We start from the raw sequence: 22569 nt of genomic DNA, 5'->3' as shown, positions 1-22569 counted from the left end.
GTTCATCCTACGTTCACGGCCACTTCCAGCCGTCCGTCGAGCGCATCACATACCTTCGCGGCGACCCGGTCGGTGACGTCCTCGACGGTGATGCGGCGGCCGAGTTCGGCCGTCAGCGACGTCACACCGGCATCGGCGATCCCGCACGGCACGATCGACGAGAAGGCGGACAGGTCGCAGTCACAGTTCAGCGCGAACCCGTGCAGCGTCGTCGCCCGGGCCACCCGGATCCCGATCGCCCCGATCTTGCGGGCCGGCCTGAGCTCGTCGCCGGCCACCCACACACCGGAGCGTCCCTCGACCCGACCGGTCTCCAGACCGAGATCCGCGCACACGCTTATGAGCGCTTGTTCAAGGCGCCGAACGAAATTCACCACATCCAGCGGTTCGGCCAGCCCGATGATGGGGTAGCCCACCAGCTGTCCGGGGCCGTGCCAGGTGATCTTGCCGCCGCGGTCGGTGTCGACGACGGGAGTGCCGTCCACCGGGCGCTCATGCGGCTCGGTGCGCTTGCCCGCGGTGTAGACGGCAGGGTGCTCAAGCAGCAGGAGGGTGTCGGGGCCACCGGCCACCCTGGCGTCGGCGATCTCGCGCTGTAGTTCCCAGGCGGCCTCGTAATCGAGTGTGCCCAGGCGTCGCACCTCGAGGGGCTCCGCGGCCGAGCGGATGGATGTCACAGCGTCGACGGTACGCCCCGAGATTGCTGCCCAGCGCAGGGGTTGGCGCGGCATAGGGTCGGATGGTGTCGACATTCTCTGCCCGGTATTCCCCATGGCGACTGCTGATGCCGGTGCTGTTCGGCGTGCTCTTCGCCGCGACATCGGCCTGGATGACCCTGAACGCCGAGCTCTCGCTGCTGTACCGGGCACTCGGTGTGGCCAGCTGCCTGATTTTCCTGAGTCTGGCGGTCATTGCGGTGATCCGGCTGTTCGACCGCGACGAGCAGCTCCGGGTGTCGCCCGACGGCATCTACTACAAGCGGTGGTCGCAGACGGTCATCCCATGGGACGAGATCGTCGATGTGACGGTGTGGAAGGACCGCTAGCAGAAGTTCGTCATGTTGCACCTGGCCGACCCGCGACGGTTCCCGTCGACGACGCTGGTGGGTAGGTTGAGCCGGGCCAACCGGCGGCTGACCGGCGGAGACATCGCGATATCGCTGACCCAGATGAACCGCGGGTTCGATGACGCCTCGGCGGTGATCGAGGACTACCGGGCTACGTCGGCTCGCTAGTCCCTGGGTGCGGCGGTGGCGTAGGCCAGCGCCTCGCCGACGGTGTTGTGGTGAAAGGTGAAGCCGGCGCGTTCCAGGGCGGCGGGAATGGCGCGCTGGCCCACGAGCAGTCCTTCGTCGGCGATCTCGCCCAGCAGCGTGCGCAGCGCAAAACCCGGAATCATCACCGGGGTGGGCCGGTTGACGGCCCGGCCCAGCGCCGCGGTGAACTCGGCGTTGGTCACGGGCGCCGGTCCGGTGAGATTGACCGGGCCCGACAGGCTTTCGTTCGATATCGCGAACAGCACCGCGCGGACCTCGTCCTCCAGGCTGATCCACGGGATGTACTGCCTGCCATTGCCCAACCGTGCGCCAAGGCCCAGCGAGAACAACGGCTTGAGTCGGTTCACCATCCCCCCGGACGGGGCCATCACCAGTCCGGTGCGCAACAGCACCACCCGCGACCCGGCCGCGACGGCGGGCGCGGTGGCCGCTTCCCAATCCGCGCACAGCCTGGCCAGGAAACCGTGTCCCTCGGGCGCCGACTCATCGGTCACCCGGTCTCTGGTGTCGCCGTAGTAGCCGACCGCGCTCGCGTTGATCAACACCGGCACCCCGGCGTCGGCCACGGCACAGGCGAGCACCTCGGTGGGCCCGATCCGGCTGTCGCGCAGGCTCTGTTTGAACGCACCCGACCAACGCTTATCGCCGACACCGACGCCGCAGAGGTTCACCACCACGTCCACACCCTGTAGCGCGCCGGTGTCGAACTCCCCGGTGTCGGGGTTCCAGAACAGCTCGTCGCCGTTCGATGGTGCCCTGCGTACGATCCGGAGCACCCGGCGATCGGCGGCGCGCAGCATTGACACCAGCGCCGAACCGATCAGACCGGATGATCCCGCTATCGCGATGACGGCATCCGCCACAGTGGGGAGCCCCTCCTAACGGCCCTTACAGCCCGAGGTCGGCCTCGAAAGCACCTTCTTCGAGCCTGCGCTTGATGGTGGTCACGAACCGGCCGGCGTCGGCGCCGTCGATCAGTCGGTGGTCGTAGGTCAGCGGCAGGTAGCACACCGAGCGCACACCGATCGACTCGTTGCCGTAGGCGTCCGAGATCACCCGCGGCCGCTTGACGATCGCCCCGGTGCCCAGCATCGCCGCCTGCGGCGGCACCAGGATCGGGGTGTCGAACAGCGCGCCCTGGCTGCCGATGTTGGTGATGGTGAACGTGCCGCCGGACAACTCGTCGGGCTTGAGGTTGCCCGACCGGGCCCGGGCCGCGATGTCGGAGATGGCGCGCGCCAGTCCGCCCAGCGACAGGTCGCCGGCGTTGTGGATCACCGGCGAGAGCAGGCCCTGGTCGGTATCCACCGCGAAGCCGAGGTGCTCGGCGTCGTAGTAGGTGATCTCCTTGGTGTCCTCGTTGTAGCTGGCGTTGACGTTCGGGTGGATCTTGAGCGCGTCGATGACGGCGCGCGCGATGAACGGCAGGTACGTGAGGTTGACGCCCTCGCGCTCGGCGAAGTCCGCCTTGGCCCGGGCCCGCAGCGCCACGATCTTGGTCATGTCGACCTCGTGGGTCTGGGTGAGCTGTGCGGTCGCCTGCAACGATTCGCGCGTCTTCTTCGCGGTGATCTGGCGAATCCGGTTGGCCTTCTGCGTCGTTCCGCGCAGGTGGGCCAATGCCGGAGCTGCTGCGGCCGCAGCGGCGGGCGCGGCTGCCGCAGGGGCTGCCGGTGCCGGTGCCGGGGGAGCCTTTTTCGCCTCGGCCGCCGCGAGCACGTCCTGCTTGCGGATACGGCCGCCGACGCCGGTGCCCTTCACGGCCGCGAGGTCAACACCGTTCTCCGCGGCCAGCTTTCGCACCAACGGGGTGACGTACGGGGAGCCGTCCCCGGCGGCGGCAGCGGCTGCGGGAGCCGGTGCCGCGGGTGCGGGGGCGGGCGCCGGGGCAGCTGCCGCTGGTGCGGCTGCGGGAGCCGGAGTCGCTGCGGGTGCTGGTGCGGCTGCGGGAGCCGGCTTGGGCTCAGGCGCGGGGGCCGCCGGAGCGGGTGCTGGTGCAGGTGCCGCGGGTGCAGGTGCCGCGGGTGCGGGGGCAGCGGCCGGCGCGGCGGAGGCGTCCCCGATCTTGGCCAGCTCGCCGCCGATCGCGACGGTGTCGTCCTCTTGCGCGGTGATCTCCAGCAGGGTGCCGGCCACCGGTGACGGGATCTCGGTGTCGACCTTGTCGGTGGACACCTCGACCAGCGGCTCGTCGACGCCGACGGAGTCGCCGACCTTCTTGAGCCACCGGGTGACCGTGCCTTCGGTGACCGACTCGCCCAACTCCGGCATCACGACGGTGGTGGCCGAACCGGACGCGGCGGCGGGGGGTGCAGCCGCGGGGGCGGGCGCCGGCGCGGCGGCAGCGACCGGCGCGGGAGCCGGTGCGGCAGGGGCAGGCTCGGGTTCGGGTTCGGGAGCGGCTGCCGGAGCCGCGGCCGGTGCCGGTGCTTCGCCGGCCTCGCCGATGACCGCGAGCTCGCCACCGATCTCGACGGTGTCGTCCTCCTGGGCGACGATCTTCGTCAACACGCCTGCGGCGGGCGACGGGATCTCGGTGTCGACCTTGTCCGTGGACACCTCCAGCAGCGGCTCGTCGAGTTCGACGGTGTCGCCCTCCTGTTTAAGCCAGCGGGTGACGGTCCCCTCGGTGACGCTCTCACCTAGCGCGGGCATCTGGACGGAGATGGCCATGTGTATTGACTCCTCGGACGGTCACTTGTGACGACTCGAACTCTGGCTTACCACAGCTAGGTGCACTGGGTACGGCACCTAGGTGGATTGTCGGAACCATCCTGTCACTGCAGCACCATTCGCACGCACTCAGGGTTGCTCCGAGCTCTGGCACTATCGAATGAGGGTTTGCAGGGTTGTTCGTCGAACTTCCCCAGAGCTGAGGAGACCGTTCCGTTGGGGTTGTTCGATACGTTTCGCCGAGGTCGCTCGGCGCGCGGATTCGGCGGCGACGCGGGCGAGGATCTGCGGTATCTGCAGCGGTGGGTGGCCGAGCACGCCGGCGTCGAGGCATTCGTGGAACCCCGCACCACCGTCACCGAGGTGACCGTCGTGTTGGTTGCTGCCGACGGGGAATGGACCCGGCGCCGGGTCGGTGGTGAGGCCGGGGCACGCCGGCTCAGCGATCGGCTGCAGATCCCGGTCTACGACGTCCAGAAGGTCGGCTACCCGCAACGCATGCGGGACCACGACGCGCGGCGGCGCATCGAACGGGAGCGCGCCGTACGCCAGGAACTCGGCGACCGTTAGAGTCAAGGCAACCGATACCTCCGGTATTGGATACTGTTCGTTACAGGTACCTCGTGGAGGGGTGGACTATGCAGCGCTTCGTCGTCAGCTCGGACGGAACCCGCATCGCGGTTTACGAACAAGGGGATCGGCAGCGTCCCACGCTGGTGATGGCGCACGGATGGCCGGACTCGCATGTGTTGTGGAACGGCGTGACCGGTGAACTGGGCGACCGGTTCCACATCGTGCGGTACGACAACCGCGGTGCCGGCGCCTCGGACGTTCCCAAGCCCGTATCCGCCTATCGCATGGACCGGTTCGCCGACGACCTGTCCGCGGTGATCGATGCCGTCAGTCCCGGCCGCCCCGTGCACGTCCTGGCGCACGACTGGGGATCGGTGGGGGTGTGGGAGTACCTGAGCCGCCCGGAGGCCTCCGAGCGGGTGGCGTCGTTCACGTCGGTTTCGGGACCCAGCACCGACCATTACGGCTCGTTCGTGCGCGGCCGGCTGGCCCGCCCGTACCGTCCGATCCGGTTCGCCAAGGCGGTGAACCTGGCATCGCGGTTCAGCTACTGGATCCCGTTCTCGATCCCGGTGATCGCGCCCGCGCTGATGCGTCGAGGCGCGGCGCGCCGACTGCAGGCCATCGACACCCCTGGCCCCAAATTCCAGTCCGAGAACCTCGACATCGACGCGGCCAACTCCCTGAAGATCTACCAGGCCAACGCGATTCGATCGTTCACGACGCTGCGCAGCGACCACTACGTGACCGTGCCGGTGCAGTTGATCTGCAACGACCACGATCCGGTGGTGCGCGGCGACGGCTACGCCGAGGAGTCCACCTGGGTGCCGCTGCTGTGGCGCCGTGACCTCAAAGCCGGGCACTGGGCGCCGTTCTCGCACTGGCGCGCCATCGCCAACGCGACGGCCGAGCTGATCGACCACATCGAGGGTGCCCCGGCGGCTCGCGCACTTCGCCGCGCCCAGGTCGGCCGGTCGCGTGAACGCTTCGGTGACACACTGGTTTCGGTGACCGGTGCCGGCAGTGGCATCGGCCGCGCCACTGCGCTGGCCTTCGCCGAACAGGGCGCCGAACTCGTGGTCAGCGATATCGACGAAGCATCCGCCAAGTCCACCGCCAACGAGATCGCCGCACGCGGCGGAGTGGCACATGCCTACGGGCTCGACGTGTCCGATGCCGAGGCCGTGGAGAGTTTCGTCGAGCAGGTCTGCGGCACACACGGGGTGCCCGACGTGGTGGTCAACAACGCCGGAATCGGCCACGGCGGCAAGTTCCTCGACACCCCGGCCGAGCAGTACGACCGGGTGCTGGACGTCAACTTCGGCGGAGTCGTCAACTGCTGCCGGTCCTTTGCCCGCAGGCTCGTCGACCGCGGCACCGGTGGCCACATCGTCAACGTGGCCTCGATGGCCGCCTACTCACCGTCGGCGGCGGCGAACGCATACGCCACCAGCAAGGCCGCGGTGTTCATGTTCTCCGACTGCCTGCGTGCCGAATTGAGCTCGGCGGGAATAGGTTTGACCACGATCTGCCCGGGCGTCATCGATACGAACATCATCGACACCACCCGATTCGACGTCCCCGCCGAGCAGCAGGGCCAGATCGAGCAGATGCGGGCCCAGACCAAGAAGGCCTTCGCTGCGCGACGCTATGGGCCGGACAAGGTGGCCAAGGCCATCGTCGCGGCCGTCGTCAGAGACAAAGCGGTCCGGCCGGTTACCCCGGAGGCCTATGCGGCCTACGGGGTGGCGCGACTGATGCCGTCGGCGCTGCGCCGGGCGGCGCGAGCGGGTTCACTCTAACCGCGCTACTGCGGGTGGGCGGTCAGGTACTCGCCGACCGGTATCGGTGATCCGGCGGCGTATCCGATGGGCAGTAGCACGTCACCCGCAGTCGAGACGTAGTAGACGTCCCAGCGGTAGAACGCGGCGAACACCGCGGGATCGGCAGCGATCGCGGCGGCATAGTCGCTGACTGCCCGCACGTACTCGTCGGCGTTGTTGTACCGGAACAGGGCACGGTCCGGGTCATTCGTAAAACCGTTGGCGGCCAGGTAATTACCGGCTGCCATGATGCTGTCCCGGGGCGAGTGGATATCGCCGCCCTTGCCATACGCCGCAAACGTGGACGGCATGAACTGCATCGGTCCCTGGGCGCCGGCCGAGCTGGTGCCACTCACGCTGCCGAAGTGCGTCTCGATCAGGTTGATCGCCGCGAGGAAGTTCCAGCTCACGCCGGAGGCCGCCTCGGCCTCGCGGTAGGCGCCCAGAAGCACCTCGGCCGGGGGTGGCGGGTTGATGCGCCACGCGGGCAGGGTGTCCTTCGGCTGGGCCAGCGCGGCGAGCTGGCGCCGTGCGTTGACATTCCGGTCGTAGAACGCGACCAGGTCAGCCGGGATACGGGGCCGGATGGTGCCGTCCCACTCGGGGTGCCGGCCGATCGCGCGGTAGGCCACCTGCTGACGGCGGGCGGCCTGCGTCAGGGCAGCCTCCGGTGTCGACGGGTCGCGCAGCGCCCGCTCGTCGGCCACCAGATCCTCCGCCAGCCGGACGGGGTCCGGAGCCAGGCGGGGTTGGGCGCCGGCCGGGGCGGCCGGGGCGGTGGTGGCCGGCTGCGTCACCGATGTCGTGCTCGGGGGTGCGGGAGGCGGCGGGTTCGACGATCCAGAACAGCCGGTGAGCGCCGCGCCCAACGTGAACAGGATCGCGAGATCGTGAAGAACTCTCGCCAGCTTGTTCACGTCGGGCGGGCCCACCGTCTACAGCCGTTCGCCGCTGTGTCTCAATCAGCCGTTCACTGCGATGTCCTCGAGGACCGCGAACATCGTGCGGGTCGGCACGCCGGTGCCGCCCTTGGGTGTGTAACCCCATGGCCCGCCGGTGTTGTAGGCCGGAGCGGCGACATCGATGTGCGTCCACTCGACCCCGTCGGCGACGAACTCGCGCAGGTAGGTTCCGGCCACCAGCATCCCGGCGTAGCGTGATCCGCTGACGTTGGCCAGGTCTGCCACCGTGGACTTCAGGTCGTCCTTCAGTTCCTCGGGAAGTGGCATCGCCCAACCGTTTTCACCGACGGACTGAGACAGCGTCGCGACCCGGTCGCGGAACTCTTCGCTGCCCATCACGCCCGGCGTGCGGGAACCCAGCGCGACGGTCTGGGCGCCGGTCAGCGTCGAGGTCTCGATCAGGTAGTCCGGGTCGTCCTCGCAGGCCCGCACGATCGCGTCGGCCAGGATCAGCCGGCCCTCGGCGTCGGTGTTGAGCACCTCGACGGTGATCCCGCCGTACTGCGTGAGCACGTCGCCCGGACGCTGCGCGGTCGCCGACGGCATGTTCTCGGCCATCGGCACGGTCGCGATGACCTCGATCGGCAGGTTCTGCTTGGCGGCCAGCACCACGGTCGCGATCACCGCCGCGGCGCCGCCCATGTCCGAGGTCATGTGATGCATGTTGGCGGCCGGCTTGATCGAGATGCCGCCGGTGTCGAACGTGATGCCCTTGCCGACCAGCGCGACGCGCTTGCTCTTCTTGGTGCCGCCCCGGTGGGTCAACCGGACCAGACGCGGCGGGCGCGAGGATCCCTTGCCGACCCCCACGATGCCGCCGTAGCCCGCCTTGGTCAGGGCCTTGTCGTCGAGCACTTCGACCTCAAGCCCGGCGGCCTCACCCAAAGCCTTTGCTCGCTTGGCGAACTCATCGGGGAACAGATGGCTGGGCGGGGTGTTCACGAAATCGCGGGCCGTGGCCACCGCCGACGCGATGTCCGCTGCGCGCTGAGCCTGGTTCTTGGTCGCCGCCTTGGTGTCGGCTGTCAGTGCGGTGATCGTGGTCAGGCCGGCGTCCTTGGGCGCGGTCTTGGCGCTGCGGAAGTCGCTGAAGCGGTAGGCGCCCAGGATCAGGCCCTCGACGGCGGCTTCCAGATCGATGTCGGACAACGTGGTGATGACCGTCTCGGTGCCGTTCAACGACCGTGCGGCGGTGCCGGCGGCCCGGCGGATCACGTCGGACGGCCACTCGTCGCGCGGCTTGCCCAGGCCGACGGTCAGCACGCTGGCGACCGGGAGTGACGGCGCCAGCACCCTGGTGACCTGGTCGGTGCCGCCCTTCGCGCCGAGTGCCTCGAGCGCGACCTCGATCTCGCCGATCGCCTCGGCGTCGAGGAACGGGTTGCCGACGACGGTGGCGGTTGCGTCGTCATCCTGTCCACTGACCACGGGAACGATCAGTACGGCGTCAGTCTTGCGTTTGGGCAGCGACGCGCTGACGGTGACGTTGGGAACCTGGTAACCGGGATTTGCGGGGCTCACACGCCTCAGCCTAGCTACGGTCGCAACCACTCATGTCGTAGGTCGTGACAGGCTCGTCGAAGCCCTTGAGGGTCAACGGATCTTGTGCGACAGCAGGCCAGTCCGGCAGCGCTGCGCGGACCTCCGGCGCAGCGAGGATCTGCCCTGGTGACGCGGCGGCCACCAATCGCGCGGCCAGGTTCACCGTATCGCCGAAGTAGTCGCCTCCGATCGCAAGGACTTCGCCGTAGCTGAGTCCCGCCCGGACTTGGAGCCCGGCCTTCTGCGTGCGCGGGTCTTCGACGAGGTCGGCGGCGGTTTGCACCAGACGGTCAGGGGTCGAACTGACCCACATCGCGGCGTCGCCGATGAACTTCACCACGCGGCTGTCGCCGGCGTGCATCACATCGGTGACGGCGGCGTTGAAACCGTTGAGCAGGGTCGACAGTTCCGCGGGGGAGAGCACATGGGTGAGTGCGGTGAATCCCGAGAGATCGGCGAATCCGACGCCACATGTGACGCTGCCCGCGGGATTGAGCGTGACGCTCTCGAAAAGCCGGGGACGCGTCGTCTGATGCCGATGAACGGTGTCGAGCAGGGCCCCGATGCGTGGAATCAACTCGGCCACTTCGCGCCAGGCCCGTGCCGTGGTGAGCTCGTCGTGGCTGCGGGTGATCCAGAAATCGGGACGAGAGGTTCGCAGTAGCGTCGTCTCCGCCTCTGCCAACCGGGTCATTGCACTACCGATGAGTCGCAACAGGCCACCGTCGTCGCCCAGTCGCGCCCGCATTGCGGCGCAGGTTGCCAGGGCGTCGAAATCCGCTTCGGTCAACGTGACGTCGTCGGGATCAGGGACACCCAGGTCCAGCGCGGCCCAGAACTGTCCGACGTCGTCGAGCGGCAGCCCGAGTTCGGCGGCGGCACTGCGCAGGCTGTAGGTCGGTGGCCCGGGGCGCCTGATGGCGTCCCCCGCGAGGCCGAACAGGCGCCCACGACGCTCGGCCTCGACCATGTCGTCGACGGAGAAGCCGAGACCGGACAGATATTCGATCAGCTCGGCGCGTTGTCGCGCATCGGCTATCCCCGCGGCTTCCAACGCGTTCAGGTCGACCACGCGCCCTCCTCGAATCCGTCAGCGCGGCAGACGCAGCGGATACGCCGTGACCGGTGTGGCGAAACCCTTGAGTGTCAGTGAGCGAGGCGGGGCGAACGCCTGTCCGTCGAGGAGCTCACGCAGCGGCTCGGACACCAGGACCTGGCTGGGGTCGGCGGCGGCCACGAGGCGGGCCGCCCGATTCACCGGAGTGCCGAAATAGTCGCCGCCGAAGGCCAGCACCTCACCGAAATCGACTCCGGCCCGCACCTGCAGGCTGGTCTCGGCGGCCCGGGGGTGGGTCACCAGGTCGACGGCGACCTGCACCAGTTCGGCGGGTTCGGAGCCGACCCACATGATGGCGTCCCCGATGAACTTCACCACGCGGCAGTCGGCGGCGTGCACGATCTCGGTGCTGGTGGCGCTGAATTCGTTGAGCAGTGCCGACAGTTCGGCGGCGGTCAGCATCTGGGTGAGTGCGGTGAACCCGGAAAGATCGGCAAAACCGATGCCGCACACCACATTCGAAGAGCCGTCGCGGATCACGTGTTCGAAGTAGGTGCGCGCACTCATCATATGGTGGCGGTGCACCGCATCGATCATCAAGCCGATCCGCGGGATGAACCCGGCGGCGGCCCGGTAGGCCCTGGCCGTGGTCAGCTCGTCACGGCTGACGTCGAGCTGGATGTCGGGGGTGCTGGCCCGGCCCATCGACGACAGCGTTTCGGCCAACCGGGCCATACCCGAGCCGATCACGCGCAGCAGACCGGTGGCCTCGACATCACCGACCAGCACCCGCAACTCCGCCCAGGTGCGCAACGCATCCAAATCGGCCCGGCTGAGGGTCTTCACGTCGCAGCCGGCCACCGTCAGGCCCAGTGCGGCCCACGCCCGCTGGACATCTTCCAGCGGGAGGTCGATCTCGGCGGCCACGTCGGCCAGACAGTATTCCGGCGGCCCCGACCACTGCAGGACGTCGCCGGCCAGCCCGAACAACCGGCCGCGGGACTCGGCCTCGATCATCTGCTCGGCGGTGAAACCCAGTCCGTCGAGGTATTCGATGAGCGGGGCGCGGTCCCGCGCATCGGTGATCCCGGCGGCGGCCAGTGCATCGAAATCGACCACAAGACCAGTGTGCAGTTTGGTGGTCCGGTTAGGCGTGCAGATTAGGGTGAAACCGTGAGTGACGACCTGCTGCACGGACCGTTGGAAGACCGCCACCGCGAACTGGGGGCCAGTTTCGCCGAATTCGGTGGCTGGCTGATGCCGGTGTCCTACGCCGGGACCGTCTCCGAACACAACGCCACGCGCGACAACGTCGGCCTCTTCGACGTCAGCCACCTCGGAAAAGCGCTGGTCAAAGGTCCGGGGGCGGCCGCCTACGTCAACTCGGCCCTCACCAACGACCTGAACCGGATCGGACCGGGCAAGGCGCAGTACACCCTGTGCTGCACCGAGTCCGGGGGTGTCATCGATGACCTGATCGCCTACTACGTCTCCGACGACGAGATCTTCCTGGTGCCCAACGCCGCCAACACCGCGGCCGTGGTCGCCGAACTGCGCAAGAACGCCCCCGACGGGCTGACCATCACCGACGAACACCGCTCGTATGCGGTGCTGGCGGTGCAGGGGCCGAAATCCGCCGAGGTGCTCGCTGAGCTGGGGCTGCCCACCGAGATGGACTACATGGGCTATGCCGACGCCGAGTACGACGGCGTGTTCGTGCGGGTGTGCCGCACCGGCTACACCGGCGAACACGGCTATGAGCTGCTGCCGGCCTGGGACCGCGCCGGCGTGGTGTTCGACGCCCTGGTGGCGGCCGTGCGCGCGGCCGGCGGCGAACCCGCGGGCCTGGGCGCCCGTGACACGCTGCGCACCGAGATGGGCTACCCGCTGCACGGCCATGAGCTGTCACTCGACATCTCGCCGCTGCAGGCCCGCTGCGGCTGGGCGATCGGGTGGAAGAAGGACGCGTTCTGGGGGCGCGACGCGCTGCTGGCCGAGAAGGAGGCCGGCCCGGCTCGCGTGCTGCGCGGCCTCAAGGCCGTCGGCCGCGGGGTGCTGCGCGCCGATCTTGCGGTGCTCGACGGAGACACCCGCATCGGCACAACGACGTCGGGGACGTTCTCGCCGTCACTGAAAGTCGGTATCGCGCTGGCACTCATCGACACCGCCGCCGACATCGCCGACGGGCAGCGGGTGAGTGTGGACGTGCGTGGCCGCGCCGTTGAATGTGAAGTGGTCAAGCCACCGTTCGTGGCCCCGAAAACACGTTAGCCTCGGACGATACAATCGCTTGCATGACTAGCGGCCATCTCGAGTTCACGGTTTCAGCCAACGCGAATCCGGAGACCGATGCGGTACGCGAATCCATTCTGGCCAACCCGGGCTTCGGCAAGTACCACACCGACCACATGGTGGCCATCGACTACACCGCCGGGCAGGGCTGGCACGACGCGCAGGTGATCCCGTACGGGCCGATCGAGCTCGACCCCTCGGCCATCGTTCTGCACTACGCGCAGGAAGTGTTCGAAGGGCTCAAGGCGTACCGCTGGGCGGACGGCTCGATCGTGACGTTCCGGCCGGAGTCCAACGCGGCGCGGCTGCAGGCCTCATCGCGGCGGCTGGCCATCCCGGAACTTCCCGAGGACGTGTTCATCGAATCGCTGCGCCAGCTCATCGCGGTCGACGAGAAGTGGGTGCCCGCGGCCGGCGGTGAGGAGTCGCTGTACCTGCGGCCGTTCGTCATCGCCACCGAACCGGGCCTGGGCGTGCGCCCGGCCGGCGAGTACCGCTACCTGGTGATCGGGTCACCGGCCGGGGCGTACTTCAAGGGCGGCATCAAGCCGGTCAGCGTGTGGCTGTCGCATGAGTACGTGCGCGCCTCACCCGGTGGCACCGGCGCGGCCAAGTTCGGCGGCAACTACGCCGCATCTCTGCTCGCGCAGGCACAAGCCGCCGACAACGGGTGCGATCAGGTGGTGTGGCTGGACGCGCTCGAGCGTCGCTACGTCGAAGAGATGGGCGGGATGAACCTGTTCTTCGTCTTCGGCAGCGGCGGTTCGGCCCGCCTCGTCACGCCCGAGCTGTCCGGTTCGCTGTTGCCGGGTATCACGCGGGATTCCTTGCTGCAGTTGGCCACCGACGCCGGTTTCGCGGTCGAGGAACGCAAGATCGATGTCGCCGAATGGCAGAAGAAGGCCGCGGCGGGCGAGATCACCGAGGTGTTCGCCTGCGGTACCGCCGCCGTGATCACCCCGGTCTCGCACGTCAAGTACGCGGACGGCGAGTTCACCATCGCCGACGGGCAACCGGGCGAGATCACCATGGCGCTGCGCGACACCCTGACCGGGATTCAGCGGGGCACCTTCGCCGATACCCATGGCTGGATGGCCCGGCTGAACTAGCGGTTTCTCCCCGAACGATTTGAGGCGCGCGCAGAATTGATCTGACCTGCGCCATCAATCGAGGGAGGCCGTCATGGCACTGGTAGCGGGATTCGATCCGGCCAACAGCGGGCAGCAACCGGTCGACGAGAACGGCACCCCGGTGCCGGTCGGCGTGTGGGGGGATTCCGATATCGGTGGCGGCGTGTTCGGCAGCAGTGGGGTATTGCCGAGCGGCACCACCGTGTTCATCGATCCGCCGGCCGGTGTCGAGGGCCACGGCGCCGACGGGCCGGGTGTGGTGGGCCGCAGCCCCGCCGGCAACGGCGTTGTGGGCGAAAGTTTGCAGGCGCCAGGTGTTTTGGCGCGCAGCTCCACCGCGTCGGGGCTGCTCGGCGTGACCTTCAGTCCCACCGACGATTCACACGGGGTATTCGGTTCCAGCACCACCGGAGGCAACGGAGTCACCGGCTTCGTGGGTGGCGCGACCGGGGTGATCGGCAGCAGTATCGATGGTTTCGGGGTGCGTGGCACGAGTGGTGACAATGCCGGCGTCATGGGCATCAGCTTCGCCGACGGTGGTAGCGCCCCAGGCGTATTCGGCACCGGTGACAACACCATGGGCGTGCTGGGCACCAGCAGCAACGGTCCGGGTGTGTACGGCGTCAGCCAGACGACCGATGCCATCGCCGGTCTCACCTACGGGGTCGGGGTCTCCGGGGTGTCCGGCTTGCACGTCGTCGCGGACTCGACCGGGGCCGGGGTCGCCGGGCACAGCCACAGCGGTACCGGGGTGCGGGGCAGTAGCGACGACCAGGTGGGGGTGCGCGGAGTCAGCCTGTCCTCGGACGGCACCGCCGGCCTCACGACCGGTTCTGGTCACGGGGTGTCCGGCGTGCATTTCTCCACCCATCCCGGCGGCGGGGTCTCCGGGCTCAGCGTGATCGGAAACGGGGTCGAGGGCTTCACTTTCGCCGACACCCGGCGCAACCCCGACGTGGCAGCGGTCCGCGGTCAAAGCGCCAACGGCTTCGCCGGGCTGTTCGTGGGCCGGGTGCGGGTGACGGGTTTCCTCAGCAAGAGCGGTGGCGGGTTCACCGTCGATCACCCGGCCGATCCGGCGAACCGGTACCTGTCGCATTCCTTCGTCGAGTCCCCGGACATGCTCAACATCTACAGCGGCACCGTGACCACGGACCGGTCCGGGCGGGCGCGGGTGAAGCTGCCGCCGTACTTCGAGGCGCTCAACCGGGACTTCCGCTACCAGCTCACCGTGGTCGGTACGTTCAGCCAGGCGGTGGTCTCCGAGGAGATCACGGACAATGCGTTCACGATCGCCACCGACACCGGTCGGGTCAAGGTGTGCTGGCAGGTCACCGGGGTGCGCAAAGATGCCTGGGCCGAAGCGAATCGGGTCACCCCCGAGCAGCGCAAGCCCGACGGCGAGCGCGGTAAGTACCTGCATCCCGAACTGTTCGGGCCCAAGGCGGTGGCACTGCATCCGGCCCCGCCGGCGCGGGTCGCCCAGGTGGTTCCGCCGGAACTGAGCGACTGGGCCGAGCGGCTGCCCGCAGACCTGAGCGCGGCGCCCGGCCAGAAACTGATCGGGTACCTGAGCAGGGCCCGGCGCGTGCTCGGCGCGACGTGGGCCGCCGATCGACGGCGTGCGGAGAAGCGGTTGGGTGCGGTCCCGGAGCTACCCCCGCCGACAGTCGGACGCGCCGAACTGCAGGAGCAGTGGCAAGCCGTGCGGGACGCGGTGGAGGCGATTCGTCCGCAGGTCAGCCAATCGCCAACCCGAGCGCGACGATCGTCGTCGTCACCTCGACACTCGCGCCGAGTACGTCGCCGGTGATGCCGCCGAACCGTCGCACGCAGTGGGCGACCAGCAGCGCCGAAGCGCCCACCGCGACCAGCACCACGACCGGGCCCTGCCACAGCCGGGGGCCCGCCCATGCGGCCAGTGCGGCGACGGCGATCACCCAGCCCGCCACCACGGCGGCCGGCTGGGTGGCCGCCACGGCGCCGCCCAGTGAGCTGCCGGCGGCCGCGGACACCGAACGTCGACAGGCGAGGACCGCGGCAACGCGGCCGGCAGTGACGGCGACGATGATGCCTACCGTGTTGAGTTGATTGAATGCCAGTGTCTGACAACCGATCACAACGATCACCGCGGCGACACCGAAGGGTCCGGCCGAACCGTCGCGCATGACCGCCAGTGCCCGTTCCGGCGGGCCGTAGCAGCCCAGACCGTCGATGGTGTCGCAGAACCCGTCGATGTGCAGCCCGCGGGTGGCCAGCAGGAGCGCGGCCACCGCCAGTAGGCCGGGCAGTGCACTGCCGGTGCCGAACGCCCACTGGCCACCTGCCACGACCGCGGCCGCCAGCCCGCCGAGCGCCAGCCCGACCACAGGCAGGGCCGTGAGTGCACCCCGCCCGACGCCGGCCGAAGTTCGTACCGGCAACACCGTGCCGAATGCGAACGCCCCGCCGAGTGCGCCAATCATGGTGTCTCTTCGGAGATTCCGGCTTCGTCGAAGGTGGCCATCGAGGCCAGGGTGGCGATGGCGGCCCGCACGATCGGCAACGCCACCGCGGCGCCGGTGCCCTCGCCCAGCCGCATGCCGAGGTCGACGATCGGCTCCAGGCGCAGGTGTGACAGCGCCAGGCTGTGGGCCGGCTCGGTCGACCGGTGCCCGGCCTGCCACCAGGCCCGCGCGCCCGGCGCCAACTCCTCGGCCACCAGGGCCGCCGCCGTCACCACCAAGCCGTCCAGCAGCACCGGGGTGCGCCGGACGGCGGCCTGGGCCAGGAACCCGGCCATGGCAGCCAGGTCTGCGCCGCCGCACACGCGCAACAGCCCCAGCGGATCGTGCGTCACGTCGCGGGCCCGGTACAGCGCGTCCCGTACGGCGCCGGCCTTGCGCATCCAGCCGAGGTCGTCGATGCCGGTGCCGCGGCCCACCACCACAACTGGCTCGGCACCGGTCAGAGCGGCCACCAAAGTCGTTGCCGCCGTGGTATTTCCGATTCCCATATCGCCTGCGATGAGAAGATCGGCACCGGCGTCGACCTCGTCGTCGGCGATCTGGCGCCCTGCTGAAATTGCAGCGACCGCTTCGTCTTCGCTGAGTGCATCTTCGACCGCGATGTTGCCCGAACTGCGGCGCACCTTGTGGGCACCGATCGCGGGGGAGAGCGGCTCGTCGCAGTCGACGGCGATGTCGGCCACGCGCACGGTGGCGCCGGCCACCTCGGCCAGCACGTTGATCGCGGCACCGCCCGCGTCGAAGTTGGCCACCATCTGGCCGGTCACCGCGGACGGGAACGCCGATACCCCCGCGGCCGTGACCCCGTGGTCCGCGGCGAAAACCACCACCCGCGCCCGGGTGAGCGGCTGCGGCGGGCATACGCCCTGGCACGAGGCCGCCCAGATCGAAAGTTCCTCGAGGCGGCCGAGGGAGCCGGGCGGCTTGGTGAGCCGGGTCTGACGGGCCCGCGCCTCCGTGGCGACGTCGGCGTCCGGGGCGGTGACCGGGTCGAAGGCCGCATCGAATTCGGTCATGAAGGCTCCTTCACCGTGAGCGGTTGGCCGGCCACCACCAGCACCACGTGGTCGCACACCGCGGCCAGGCGTTGGTTGACCGTGCCCAGTTCGTCGGCGAACCGGCGTCCTGCCTCGGTGGCGGGGACAACGGTCAGCCCGACCTCGGGGCTGACGAGGACCAGGGGAGCGGTGAAAGCGTCCACCGCCTTGACCAGTGCGTCGACCTCGGGGCCCACGGGTGCACCGGTCCACGCACCGATCCGGTCCATGGTCGCCGTCAGCCAGCCACCGATGTCGTCGACGAGTGTCGCGGTGTCAGGTTCCTGCGGGTCGGCAGTCAGAGCCGCCACGAGATCACAGGTCTCGACGGTGCGCCAGTGCGCGGGACGACGAGCCTGATGCGCACCCACGCGCTGAGCCCAGGCCGGATCGCCGTCAGCGGCGGGGCCGGTGGCCAGGTAACGCACGGGCACGCCGTCGCCGGCGGAGTGCGCCGCGGCCGCTTCGGCCCACTGGGATTTACCGGAGCGGATGCCGCCGAGCACCAGTGTGCGCACTTCTCAGCCCGCCTGACGCGGCATCAAGAGATCTTGGCGCCGCGCTCGACGACGGGCCGCGGCGCCCGCATGCGGCGCAGCTGCGACGCCCGGCTGGCCGCGTAAAGCCCCAGTTTCCAACCACTTTCGGTGTTCCCGGGGAACTTCTCGTCCACCATGTGGTTCACCTTGCGGCCGACGATCAACCCGTCGATCAGCATGATGACCACCAGGATCAGCATCGCGTAGGACAGCATCTGCTGGAACTTCAGCGAGGGCAGCGCGAGCATGAAGAAGATCATCGCCAGGGCGGCGGGCATGAACAGGCCCAGCACGTTGCGGCGGGAGTCGACGATGTCGCGGACATAGCGGCGCACCGGACCCTTGTCGCGGGGGAGCAGATAGGACTCATCGCCGGCCATCATCTTCTCGCGGCGGTCGGCCATATCGGCGCGGCGGGTGAGCCGCTCGATCTTGCGCTCCTCCTTGGACAGCTTCGGCCCGCGCAGCTCCTTACGGCGCTGACGTGCCTCGGCAGACGTCAGGGGCGCGGGCGCGACCGGGCCGCGCCGCTTGGTGGCCTCGCTCCGCTTGGGCGTCGGCCTGCCCTTGGGGGCGGTGCTCGGGGCGGCGCCGCCGGCTGTCGATTCGGCGGCCCCGTCGACGCTCGTGACCTGGTCGGTCCCGGCGGGTTCGCCTTCGTTGTCCTTCTTACGGCCCAGCAGCTTCACGCCAGCCAGGTTACTGCCCGCCGCAGGTGGCCCGGTCACATGCCCCGGCCTGTGGATAAGTCGGGAATAGCGTCGGAACAAGGTACCGTTGAGGTAGTAGACGCGCGGTACATCCACGCGTTTCCTCGATGCCCCGGGATCCTTAGGGAGAGCTATGACTGTTCAGGACGCCAGCACCACCGAAACCCACGGTGCGACCCTGTCCGACGCTGCGGCGACGAAGGCGAAGGCGCTGCTGGACCAGGAAGGCCGCGACGACCTCGCGCTGCGTATCGCGGTGCAGCCGGGCGGCTGTGCCGGCCTGCGCTACAACCTGTTCTTCGACGACCGCACCCTCGACGGTGACCTCACCAGCGAGTTCGGCGGTGTCAAGCTGGTCGTGGACCGGATGAGCGCGCCGTACATCCAGGGCGCCACCATCGACTTCGTCGACTCCATCGAGAAGCAGGGCTTCACGATCGACAACCCGAACGCCACCGGCTCCTGCGCCTGCGGCGACTCCTTCAACTGACGTGAGCTGACGACCAGCGGTCAGTACTGACCGCTGGTGCGTAGCACGTAAGAGCACACCAGAACCTGCTCGTTTTTCCCGTCTCGTTTCACCAATAGCTGCGCCACGCCCTGCTGTTGCTCATCGACAGGGCGTTGCCCGCGTGTTGACCCGCTGGCCGGTGCGACCCGCATGGTGAACAACACCTGAGTCTGCGTGGTGGACCACGGCACGTTCGCGTCGATCCCGGTCACCTCGACCTGGCTGAACTGTTTGCGGAAAGCGTCGCTGGCCAGGCCGGCCACCGCGAGATCGGCCTTGCGGTCCCTGACCCCGTCGTACAGCCCGCACAGGGTGTGCCGCGCAACGGCTTCCTCATCCCCGTCGAGCAGCGCGTTGAGGTATTCCTGGATCGCGGCCTCGGCCCGGGCGTCGGAGACCACCACCGGCGCGGCGGGACTGCGACGCCCGGCTACCAGCACCGCGGTCAACACACCTCCAAGCGCGACCACCACCAGCAGCCCCGCCAGGATCTTGGGCCAGCGCCGCCGTGTCGGGTACGGCACCGGCGGCGGCAGCGTCCCGGGATACGCGGACGGCGTGGACGACACCTGCTCGGGATATGGGAGAGGCGGAGTCTGCTCGGGGTACTGGTAAGAACCAGTCATTAATTGGCGCTCCCCGCGTGTTCTGGAGGTTGGTCAGCCGTCTACGGTGACCGGGAATACGGTTATACGCAGGTTAGCGCAACCCGCGACGTGCGACCGTGCGCGCAGATCGCCGCCGGGCCGCGCGGGTACTGTTATGTAGCCGACTTAACGAAATGAGGGGTGACACCACGTGACCATCGCAGTTACCGGATCCATCGCAACCGACCACCTGATGCGGTTCCCGGGCAAATTCTCCGAGCAACTGCTGGCCGACCACCTGCAGAAGGTGTCGCTGAGCTTCCTGGTCGACGATCTGGTGATCCACCGCGGGGGCGTGGCAGGCAACATGGCCTTCGCGATCGGCATCCTCGGCGGTGACGTCGCGCTGGTCGGCGCCGCCGGTCAGGATTTCGGTGAATACCGCACCTGGCTGGAGGGCGCCAACGTCGACTGCGGCAACGTGCTGATCTCCGAGAGCGCCTACACCGCGCGCTTCGTCTGCACCACCGACGAGGACATGGCCCAGATCGCCTCGTTCTACCCCGGCGCCATGTCGGAGGCACGCAACATCGCCCTGGCCGATCTGGTGGACCGGGTGGGCAAGCCGGAACTGGTGATCATCGGCGCCAACGATCCCGAGGCGATGTTCCTGCACACCGAGGAGTGCCGCAAGCTCGGCCTGGCCTTCGCCGCCGACCCCTCGCAGCAGCTGGCCCGGCTGTCCGGTGAGGAGATCCGCAAGCTCATCAACGGTGCCGCCTACCTGTTCACCAACGACTACGAGTGGGATCTGCTGCTGCAGAAGTCGGGGTGGAGCGAGGCCCAGGTGATGAGCCAGATCGGCATGCGCGTCACCACGCTGGGCGCCAAGGGCGTCGACCTGGTCAGCTCGGACGGCACGTTCGTGCACGTCGATGTGGTGCCCGAGAAGCATCAGGCCGACCCCACCGGTATCGGCGACGCGTTCCGCGCCGGCTTCCTCACCGGACGCAGCGCCGGGCTGGGCCTTGAGCGCTCCGCCCAGCTGGCGTCGCTGGTCGCGGTGCTGGTCCTGGAGTCGACGGGTCCGCAGGAATGGACCTGGGACGCGGCCGAAGCCGTGCAGCGCCTGACCGATGCCTACGGGGCAGAGGCAGGCGCCGAGATCGGCAAAGCTCTGGCCTGATCCGGTCGAACCGATAGAGAATCGCCCCGAAACCACGGTTTCGGGGCGATTCTGCTGGGGGCTCCACCCGCTTGCGGGGGACTGTTCGCGGTTAGAGCTGGACCGGGTAGTGCGGTTCGGAGATCTGCGGGGTCACGCTGTGCTCCACGAAGATGGCGTGCCACAGCATGAAGATCAGCACGGTCCACAACCGGCGGCTGTGATCGCTGACGCCGTTGCGGTGCTCGTCGAGCATGATGCGCACGGCGGCGAGATCGACGTACTCCCCGGCTCCGGATGACGCCGTCATGGCGTAGGCCCAGTCCATCAGCTCGCCGGCCCGCAGCCAGTGCCGGATCGGCACGGGAAAGCCCAGCTTGGGCCGGTTCAGCACATGGGCCGGGATGATCGGCTCCAGCGCGCGCCGCAGCGCGTACTTGGTCGTCGAGCGGGTGATCTTCTGATCGACCGGCAACCGCGAGGCCACCGCGAACACCTCGGGGTCCAGGAACGGCACCCGCAGCTCCAGTGAGTTGGCCATGGTGATCTTGTCGGCTTTGACCAGGATGTCGCCGCGCAGCCAGGTGAACAGATCGATGTGCTGCATGCGGGCCACCGGATCCCAGCCCTGCGACTCGGCGTACAACGGGGCGGTGACGTCGGTGTGCGTCCATTCCGGCCGGAAGCCCGGCAGGACCGCGCGCAGCTGCTCGTCGGAGAAGCTGCGCGCATTGCCGTAGTAGCGCTCCTCGAGCGTGAGCGAACCGCGGTGCAGCAGGCTCTTGCCGCGCATGCCCTCCGGCAGCGGCTTCGACACCTTGCGCAGTGACTTGCGCACCGGACGTGGCAGATAGTCGAACGGCTTCAGCGACAACGGTTCCCGGTAGATGGTGTAGCCGCCGAACAGCTCGTCGGCTCCCTCGCCGGACAGCACCACCTTGACGTGCTTGCGCGCCTCGCGGGCGATGAAGAACAGCGGAACCAGGGCCGGGTCGGCCACCGGCTCGTCCAGGTACCAGACGATCTCGGGGAGCGCCTCGACGAATTCGGCCTGGCTGACCACCTTGGTGACGTGCCGGGCGCCGATGGCTTCGGCGGACGCGACGGCCACGTCCACCTCGGAGAAGCCCTCACGCTCGAAGCCGGTGGTGAAGGTGATCAGCCGGGGGTTGTGCCGCATCGCCAGTGCCGCGGTGGCCGTCGAGTCGATGCCACCGGACAGGAACGCGCCGACCGTCACATCGGCCCGCATGTGCTTGGCGACCGAATCCTCTAGGGCGGCGGTGATCTCGTCGTAGCGGGACTGCTCGGCACCCTTGACGAACGGCACCGCATTGAACTTGGGAACGAAGTAGCGCGTCACCTCGGGGCGGCCGCCGGGCTTCATCCGTGCGTAGCTGCCCGACTCCAGCCGGCGGATGCCGCGGTGCAGCGTCTCGGGTTCGGGCACGTACTGCAGCACCGTGTAGTGCTGCACGGCCCGCGCGTCGAGGTCGAGATCGAGCTTCAGAACATCGGCAAGGTCCAGCAGGGACTTCTTCTCGCTGCCGAACGCGGTACCGCCCGGCCCGGTGGCCATGAACAGCGGCTTGATGCCGAACGGGTCCCTGGCGCAGAACAATTCGCGCTCGACGGTGTCCCACAACGCGAACGCGAACATGCCGCGAAGGCGATTCAGCGCCTCAGTTCCCCAGTAGTGGTAGGCCGCCACGATGGCCTCGCCGTCGCCGTCGGTGTGAAATACCGCACCATGTTCGGAGCGCAGTACTTCCCGTAATTCGACGTAGTTGTAGATCTCGCCGTTGAAGACCAGCACGTAGCGGTCCGGCGCGTCGGCAGGCCCCCACCGCAACGGCTGATGGCTGTGCGCGATGTCGATGATCGACAGCCGGTTGAAGCCGAGGACCACGGTGCCGTCGTGTCCGTCGCCGGTGTCAGCCCAGGTGCCGGGCTCGTCGGGGCCCCGGTGACGCATCAGGTGGGAAGCGTTCGCCACGGCGTCGACCAGCCGCGATCCGGTCTCGGGGGAGATGTCACCCCGGGTGGATTCGGAAGGGGCAGTTACCAAGGCGAGCAGTCCGCACACCGCGCCAGTATGTCTGATCCGGCGGGTCGACGAGACCACCACCCGGGCCGTTGCCCCAGTCGTTCAACTCTTGTCGCGACGCCATTCCCGAGTCGCTTC

22 protein-coding genes are annotated in these 22569 nt (G+C 68.7%); 9 read left to right on the top strand and 13 right to left on the bottom strand.

The genetic code is table 11. The features are described from left to right. Positions 1-2: 2 nt before the first annotated feature. A complete protein-coding gene (gene lipB / locus ACWEFV_RS14850) occupies positions 3-731 on the bottom strand; it encodes a lipoyl(octanoyl) transferase LipB (RefSeq protein ID WP_450070683.1) in 729 nt (242 codons plus the stop codon). Positions 732-742: 11 nt separating this feature from the next. Between lipB and ACWEFV_RS14845 the strand changes: the two genes are divergently transcribed. Continuing rightward, positions 743-1045, top strand: a complete 303-nt coding sequence (locus ACWEFV_RS14845) for an STM3941 family protein (protein WP_450070682.1) — start codon at positions 743-745, stop codon at positions 1043-1045. 12 nt (positions 1046-1057) lie between these two features. Further along, positions 1058-1234, top strand: coding sequence for a hypothetical protein (locus ACWEFV_RS14840; protein WP_450070681.1), 177 nt, complete (start codon positions 1058-1060; stop codon positions 1232-1234). On the opposite strand, the gene ACWEFV_RS14835 is transcribed toward ACWEFV_RS14840, so the two are convergent. Then, positions 1231-2139, bottom strand: coding sequence for a TIGR01777 family oxidoreductase (locus ACWEFV_RS14835; RefSeq protein WP_450070680.1), 909 nt, complete (start codon positions 2137-2139; stop codon positions 1231-1233). The genes ACWEFV_RS14840 and ACWEFV_RS14835 overlap by 4 nt on opposite strands. Before the next feature lie 25 nt (positions 2140-2164). Further along, on the bottom strand, positions 2165-3949 hold the full coding sequence (gene sucB / locus ACWEFV_RS14830; RefSeq protein WP_450070679.1) for a 2-oxoglutarate dehydrogenase, E2 component, dihydrolipoamide succinyltransferase: 1785 nt from the start codon (positions 3947-3949) through the stop codon (positions 2165-2167). A gap of 216 nt (positions 3950-4165) precedes the next feature. Between sucB and ACWEFV_RS14825 the strand changes: the two genes are divergently transcribed. Further along, positions 4166-4519: an oxidoreductase gene (locus tag ACWEFV_RS14825; protein WP_450070678.1), complete on the top strand. Its 354-nt coding sequence runs from the start codon at positions 4166-4168 to the stop codon at positions 4517-4519. A 68-nt stretch (positions 4520-4587) separates the two neighbouring features. Next, the gene (locus ACWEFV_RS14820; protein ID WP_135455826.1) at positions 4588-6324 is read left to right on the top strand and encodes an SDR family oxidoreductase; all 1737 of its coding nucleotides are present in this window, start codon (positions 4588-4590) and stop codon (positions 6322-6324) included. Between the two features lie 5 nt (positions 6325-6329). Here ACWEFV_RS14820 and ACWEFV_RS14815 read toward each other — a convergent pair whose 3' ends face one another. Genes ACWEFV_RS14815 through ACWEFV_RS14800 form a run of 4 tightly spaced genes read right to left on the bottom strand, consistent with a single transcriptional unit; the run spans position 6330 to position 11025 of the window. Next, a complete protein-coding gene (locus tag ACWEFV_RS14815) occupies positions 6330-7253 on the bottom strand; it encodes a lytic murein transglycosylase (RefSeq protein ID WP_450070795.1) in 924 nt (307 codons plus the stop codon). A 54-nt stretch (positions 7254-7307) separates the two neighbouring features. After that, positions 7308-8828, bottom strand: a complete 1521-nt coding sequence (locus ACWEFV_RS14810) for a leucyl aminopeptidase (RefSeq protein WP_450070677.1) — start codon at positions 8826-8828, stop codon at positions 7308-7310. 10 nt (positions 8829-8838) lie between these two features. Continuing rightward, a complete protein-coding gene (locus tag ACWEFV_RS14805; RefSeq protein WP_450070676.1) occupies positions 8839-9921 on the bottom strand; it encodes an adenylate/guanylate cyclase domain-containing protein in 1083 nt (360 codons plus the stop codon). Positions 9922-9939: 18 nt separating this feature from the next. Then, complete coding sequence (locus ACWEFV_RS14800) at positions 9940-11025, bottom strand: adenylate/guanylate cyclase domain-containing protein (protein ID WP_286175063.1); 1086 nt, start codon at positions 11023-11025, stop codon at positions 9940-9942. A gap of 54 nt (positions 11026-11079) precedes the next feature. On the opposite strand from ACWEFV_RS14800, the gene gcvT reads away from it, so the two are divergent. From gcvT to ACWEFV_RS14785, 3 genes are all read left to right on the top strand, one after another. After that, on the top strand, positions 11080-12177 hold the full coding sequence (gene gcvT, locus ACWEFV_RS14795; protein ID WP_450070675.1) for a glycine cleavage system aminomethyltransferase GcvT: 1098 nt from the start codon (positions 11080-11082) through the stop codon (positions 12175-12177). A gap of 23 nt (positions 12178-12200) precedes the next feature. Then, positions 12201-13307, top strand: a complete 1107-nt coding sequence (locus ACWEFV_RS14790; protein WP_135455815.1) for a branched-chain amino acid aminotransferase — start codon at positions 12201-12203, stop codon at positions 13305-13307. 73 nt (positions 13308-13380) lie between these two features. Then, positions 13381-15141 (top strand): hypothetical protein, encoded by a 1761-nt coding sequence (locus ACWEFV_RS14785; RefSeq protein WP_450070674.1) that lies wholly within the window; start codon positions 13381-13383, stop codon positions 15139-15141. On the opposite strand, the gene ACWEFV_RS14780 is transcribed toward ACWEFV_RS14785, so the two are convergent. The 4 genes from ACWEFV_RS14780 to ACWEFV_RS14765 are packed head-to-tail and all read right to left on the bottom strand — an operon-like array spanning position 15068 to position 18100. Continuing rightward, positions 15068-15793 (bottom strand): adenosylcobinamide-GDP ribazoletransferase, encoded by a 726-nt coding sequence (locus tag ACWEFV_RS14780; RefSeq protein WP_450070673.1) that lies wholly within the window; start codon positions 15791-15793, stop codon positions 15068-15070. The genes ACWEFV_RS14785 and ACWEFV_RS14780 overlap by 74 nt on opposite strands. Next, complete coding sequence (gene cobT / locus ACWEFV_RS14775) at positions 15790-16851, bottom strand: nicotinate-nucleotide--dimethylbenzimidazole phosphoribosyltransferase (protein WP_450070672.1); 1062 nt, start codon at positions 16849-16851, stop codon at positions 15790-15792. The genes ACWEFV_RS14780 and cobT overlap by 4 nt, the downstream gene beginning before the upstream one ends. After that, entirely contained in the window at positions 16848-17390 is a 543-nt protein-coding gene (locus ACWEFV_RS14770; protein ID WP_450070671.1) for a bifunctional adenosylcobinamide kinase/adenosylcobinamide-phosphate guanylyltransferase, read from the bottom strand. The genes cobT and ACWEFV_RS14770 overlap by 4 nt, the downstream gene beginning before the upstream one ends. A gap of 23 nt (positions 17391-17413) precedes the next feature. After that, positions 17414-18100, bottom strand: coding sequence for a DUF3043 domain-containing protein (locus tag ACWEFV_RS14765; protein WP_450070670.1), 687 nt, complete (start codon positions 18098-18100; stop codon positions 17414-17416). A gap of 154 nt (positions 18101-18254) precedes the next feature. On the opposite strand from ACWEFV_RS14765, the gene ACWEFV_RS14760 reads away from it, so the two are divergent. Continuing rightward, a complete protein-coding gene (locus ACWEFV_RS14760) occupies positions 18255-18611 on the top strand; it encodes a HesB/IscA family protein (protein WP_044523587.1) in 357 nt (118 codons plus the stop codon). A gap of 20 nt (positions 18612-18631) precedes the next feature. On the opposite strand, the gene ACWEFV_RS14755 is transcribed toward ACWEFV_RS14760, so the two are convergent. Beyond that, complete coding sequence (locus tag ACWEFV_RS14755) at positions 18632-19258, bottom strand: Rv0361 family membrane protein (RefSeq protein ID WP_135455800.1); 627 nt, start codon at positions 19256-19258, stop codon at positions 18632-18634. 172 nt (positions 19259-19430) lie between these two features. Between ACWEFV_RS14755 and ACWEFV_RS14750 the strand changes: the two genes are divergently transcribed. Next, positions 19431-20405 carry a carbohydrate kinase family protein gene (locus ACWEFV_RS14750; protein ID WP_450070669.1) on the top strand — a complete coding sequence of 325 codons (975 nt, stop codon included), beginning with the start codon at positions 19431-19433 and terminating at the stop codon, positions 20403-20405. 91 nt (positions 20406-20496) lie between these two features. Here ACWEFV_RS14750 and asnB read toward each other — a convergent pair whose 3' ends face one another. Continuing rightward, entirely contained in the window at positions 20497-22470 is a 1974-nt protein-coding gene (gene asnB, locus ACWEFV_RS14745) for an asparagine synthase (glutamine-hydrolyzing) (RefSeq protein WP_135455796.1), read from the bottom strand. Positions 22471-22569 lie beyond the last annotated feature (99 nt).

Source organism: Mycobacterium sp. NPDC004974 (assembly GCF_053600815.1).
This window is presented reverse-complemented; position numbering and strand designations above follow the sequence as displayed.

Excerpts from the sequence above, each read along its gene's own strand:
- ACWEFV_RS14840 (WP_450070681.1), top strand. The coding sequence starts at position 1,058 with ATGTTGCACCTGGCCGACCCGCGACGGTTCCCGTCGACGACGCTGGTG.
- ACWEFV_RS14785 (WP_450070674.1), top strand. The coding sequence starts at position 13,381 with ATGGCACTGGTAGCGGGATTCGATCCGGCCAACAGCGGGCAGCAACCG.
- cobT (WP_450070672.1), bottom strand. The coding sequence starts at position 16,851 with ATGACCGAATTCGATGCGGCCTTCGACCCGGTCACCGCCCCGGACGCC.
- ACWEFV_RS14780 (WP_450070673.1), bottom strand. The coding sequence starts at position 15,793 with ATGATTGGCGCACTCGGCGGGGCGTTCGCATTCGGCACGGTGTTGCCG.
- ACWEFV_RS14790 (WP_135455815.1), top strand. The coding sequence starts at position 12,201 with ATGACTAGCGGCCATCTCGAGTTCACGGTTTCAGCCAACGCGAATCCG.
- sucB (WP_450070679.1), bottom strand. The coding sequence starts at position 3,949 with ATGGCCATCTCCGTCCAGATGCCCGCGCTAGGTGAGAGCGTCACCGAG.
- lipB (WP_450070683.1), bottom strand. The coding sequence starts at position 731 with ATGCCGCGCCAACCCCTGCGCTGGGCAGCAATCTCGGGGCGTACCGTC.
- ACWEFV_RS14755 (WP_135455800.1), bottom strand. The coding sequence starts at position 19,258 with ATGACTGGTTCTTACCAGTACCCCGAGCAGACTCCGCCTCTCCCATAT.
- ACWEFV_RS14760 (WP_044523587.1), top strand. The coding sequence starts at position 18,255 with ATGACTGTTCAGGACGCCAGCACCACCGAAACCCACGGTGCGACCCTG.
- ACWEFV_RS14820 (WP_135455826.1), top strand. The coding sequence starts at position 4,588 with ATGCAGCGCTTCGTCGTCAGCTCGGACGGAACCCGCATCGCGGTTTAC.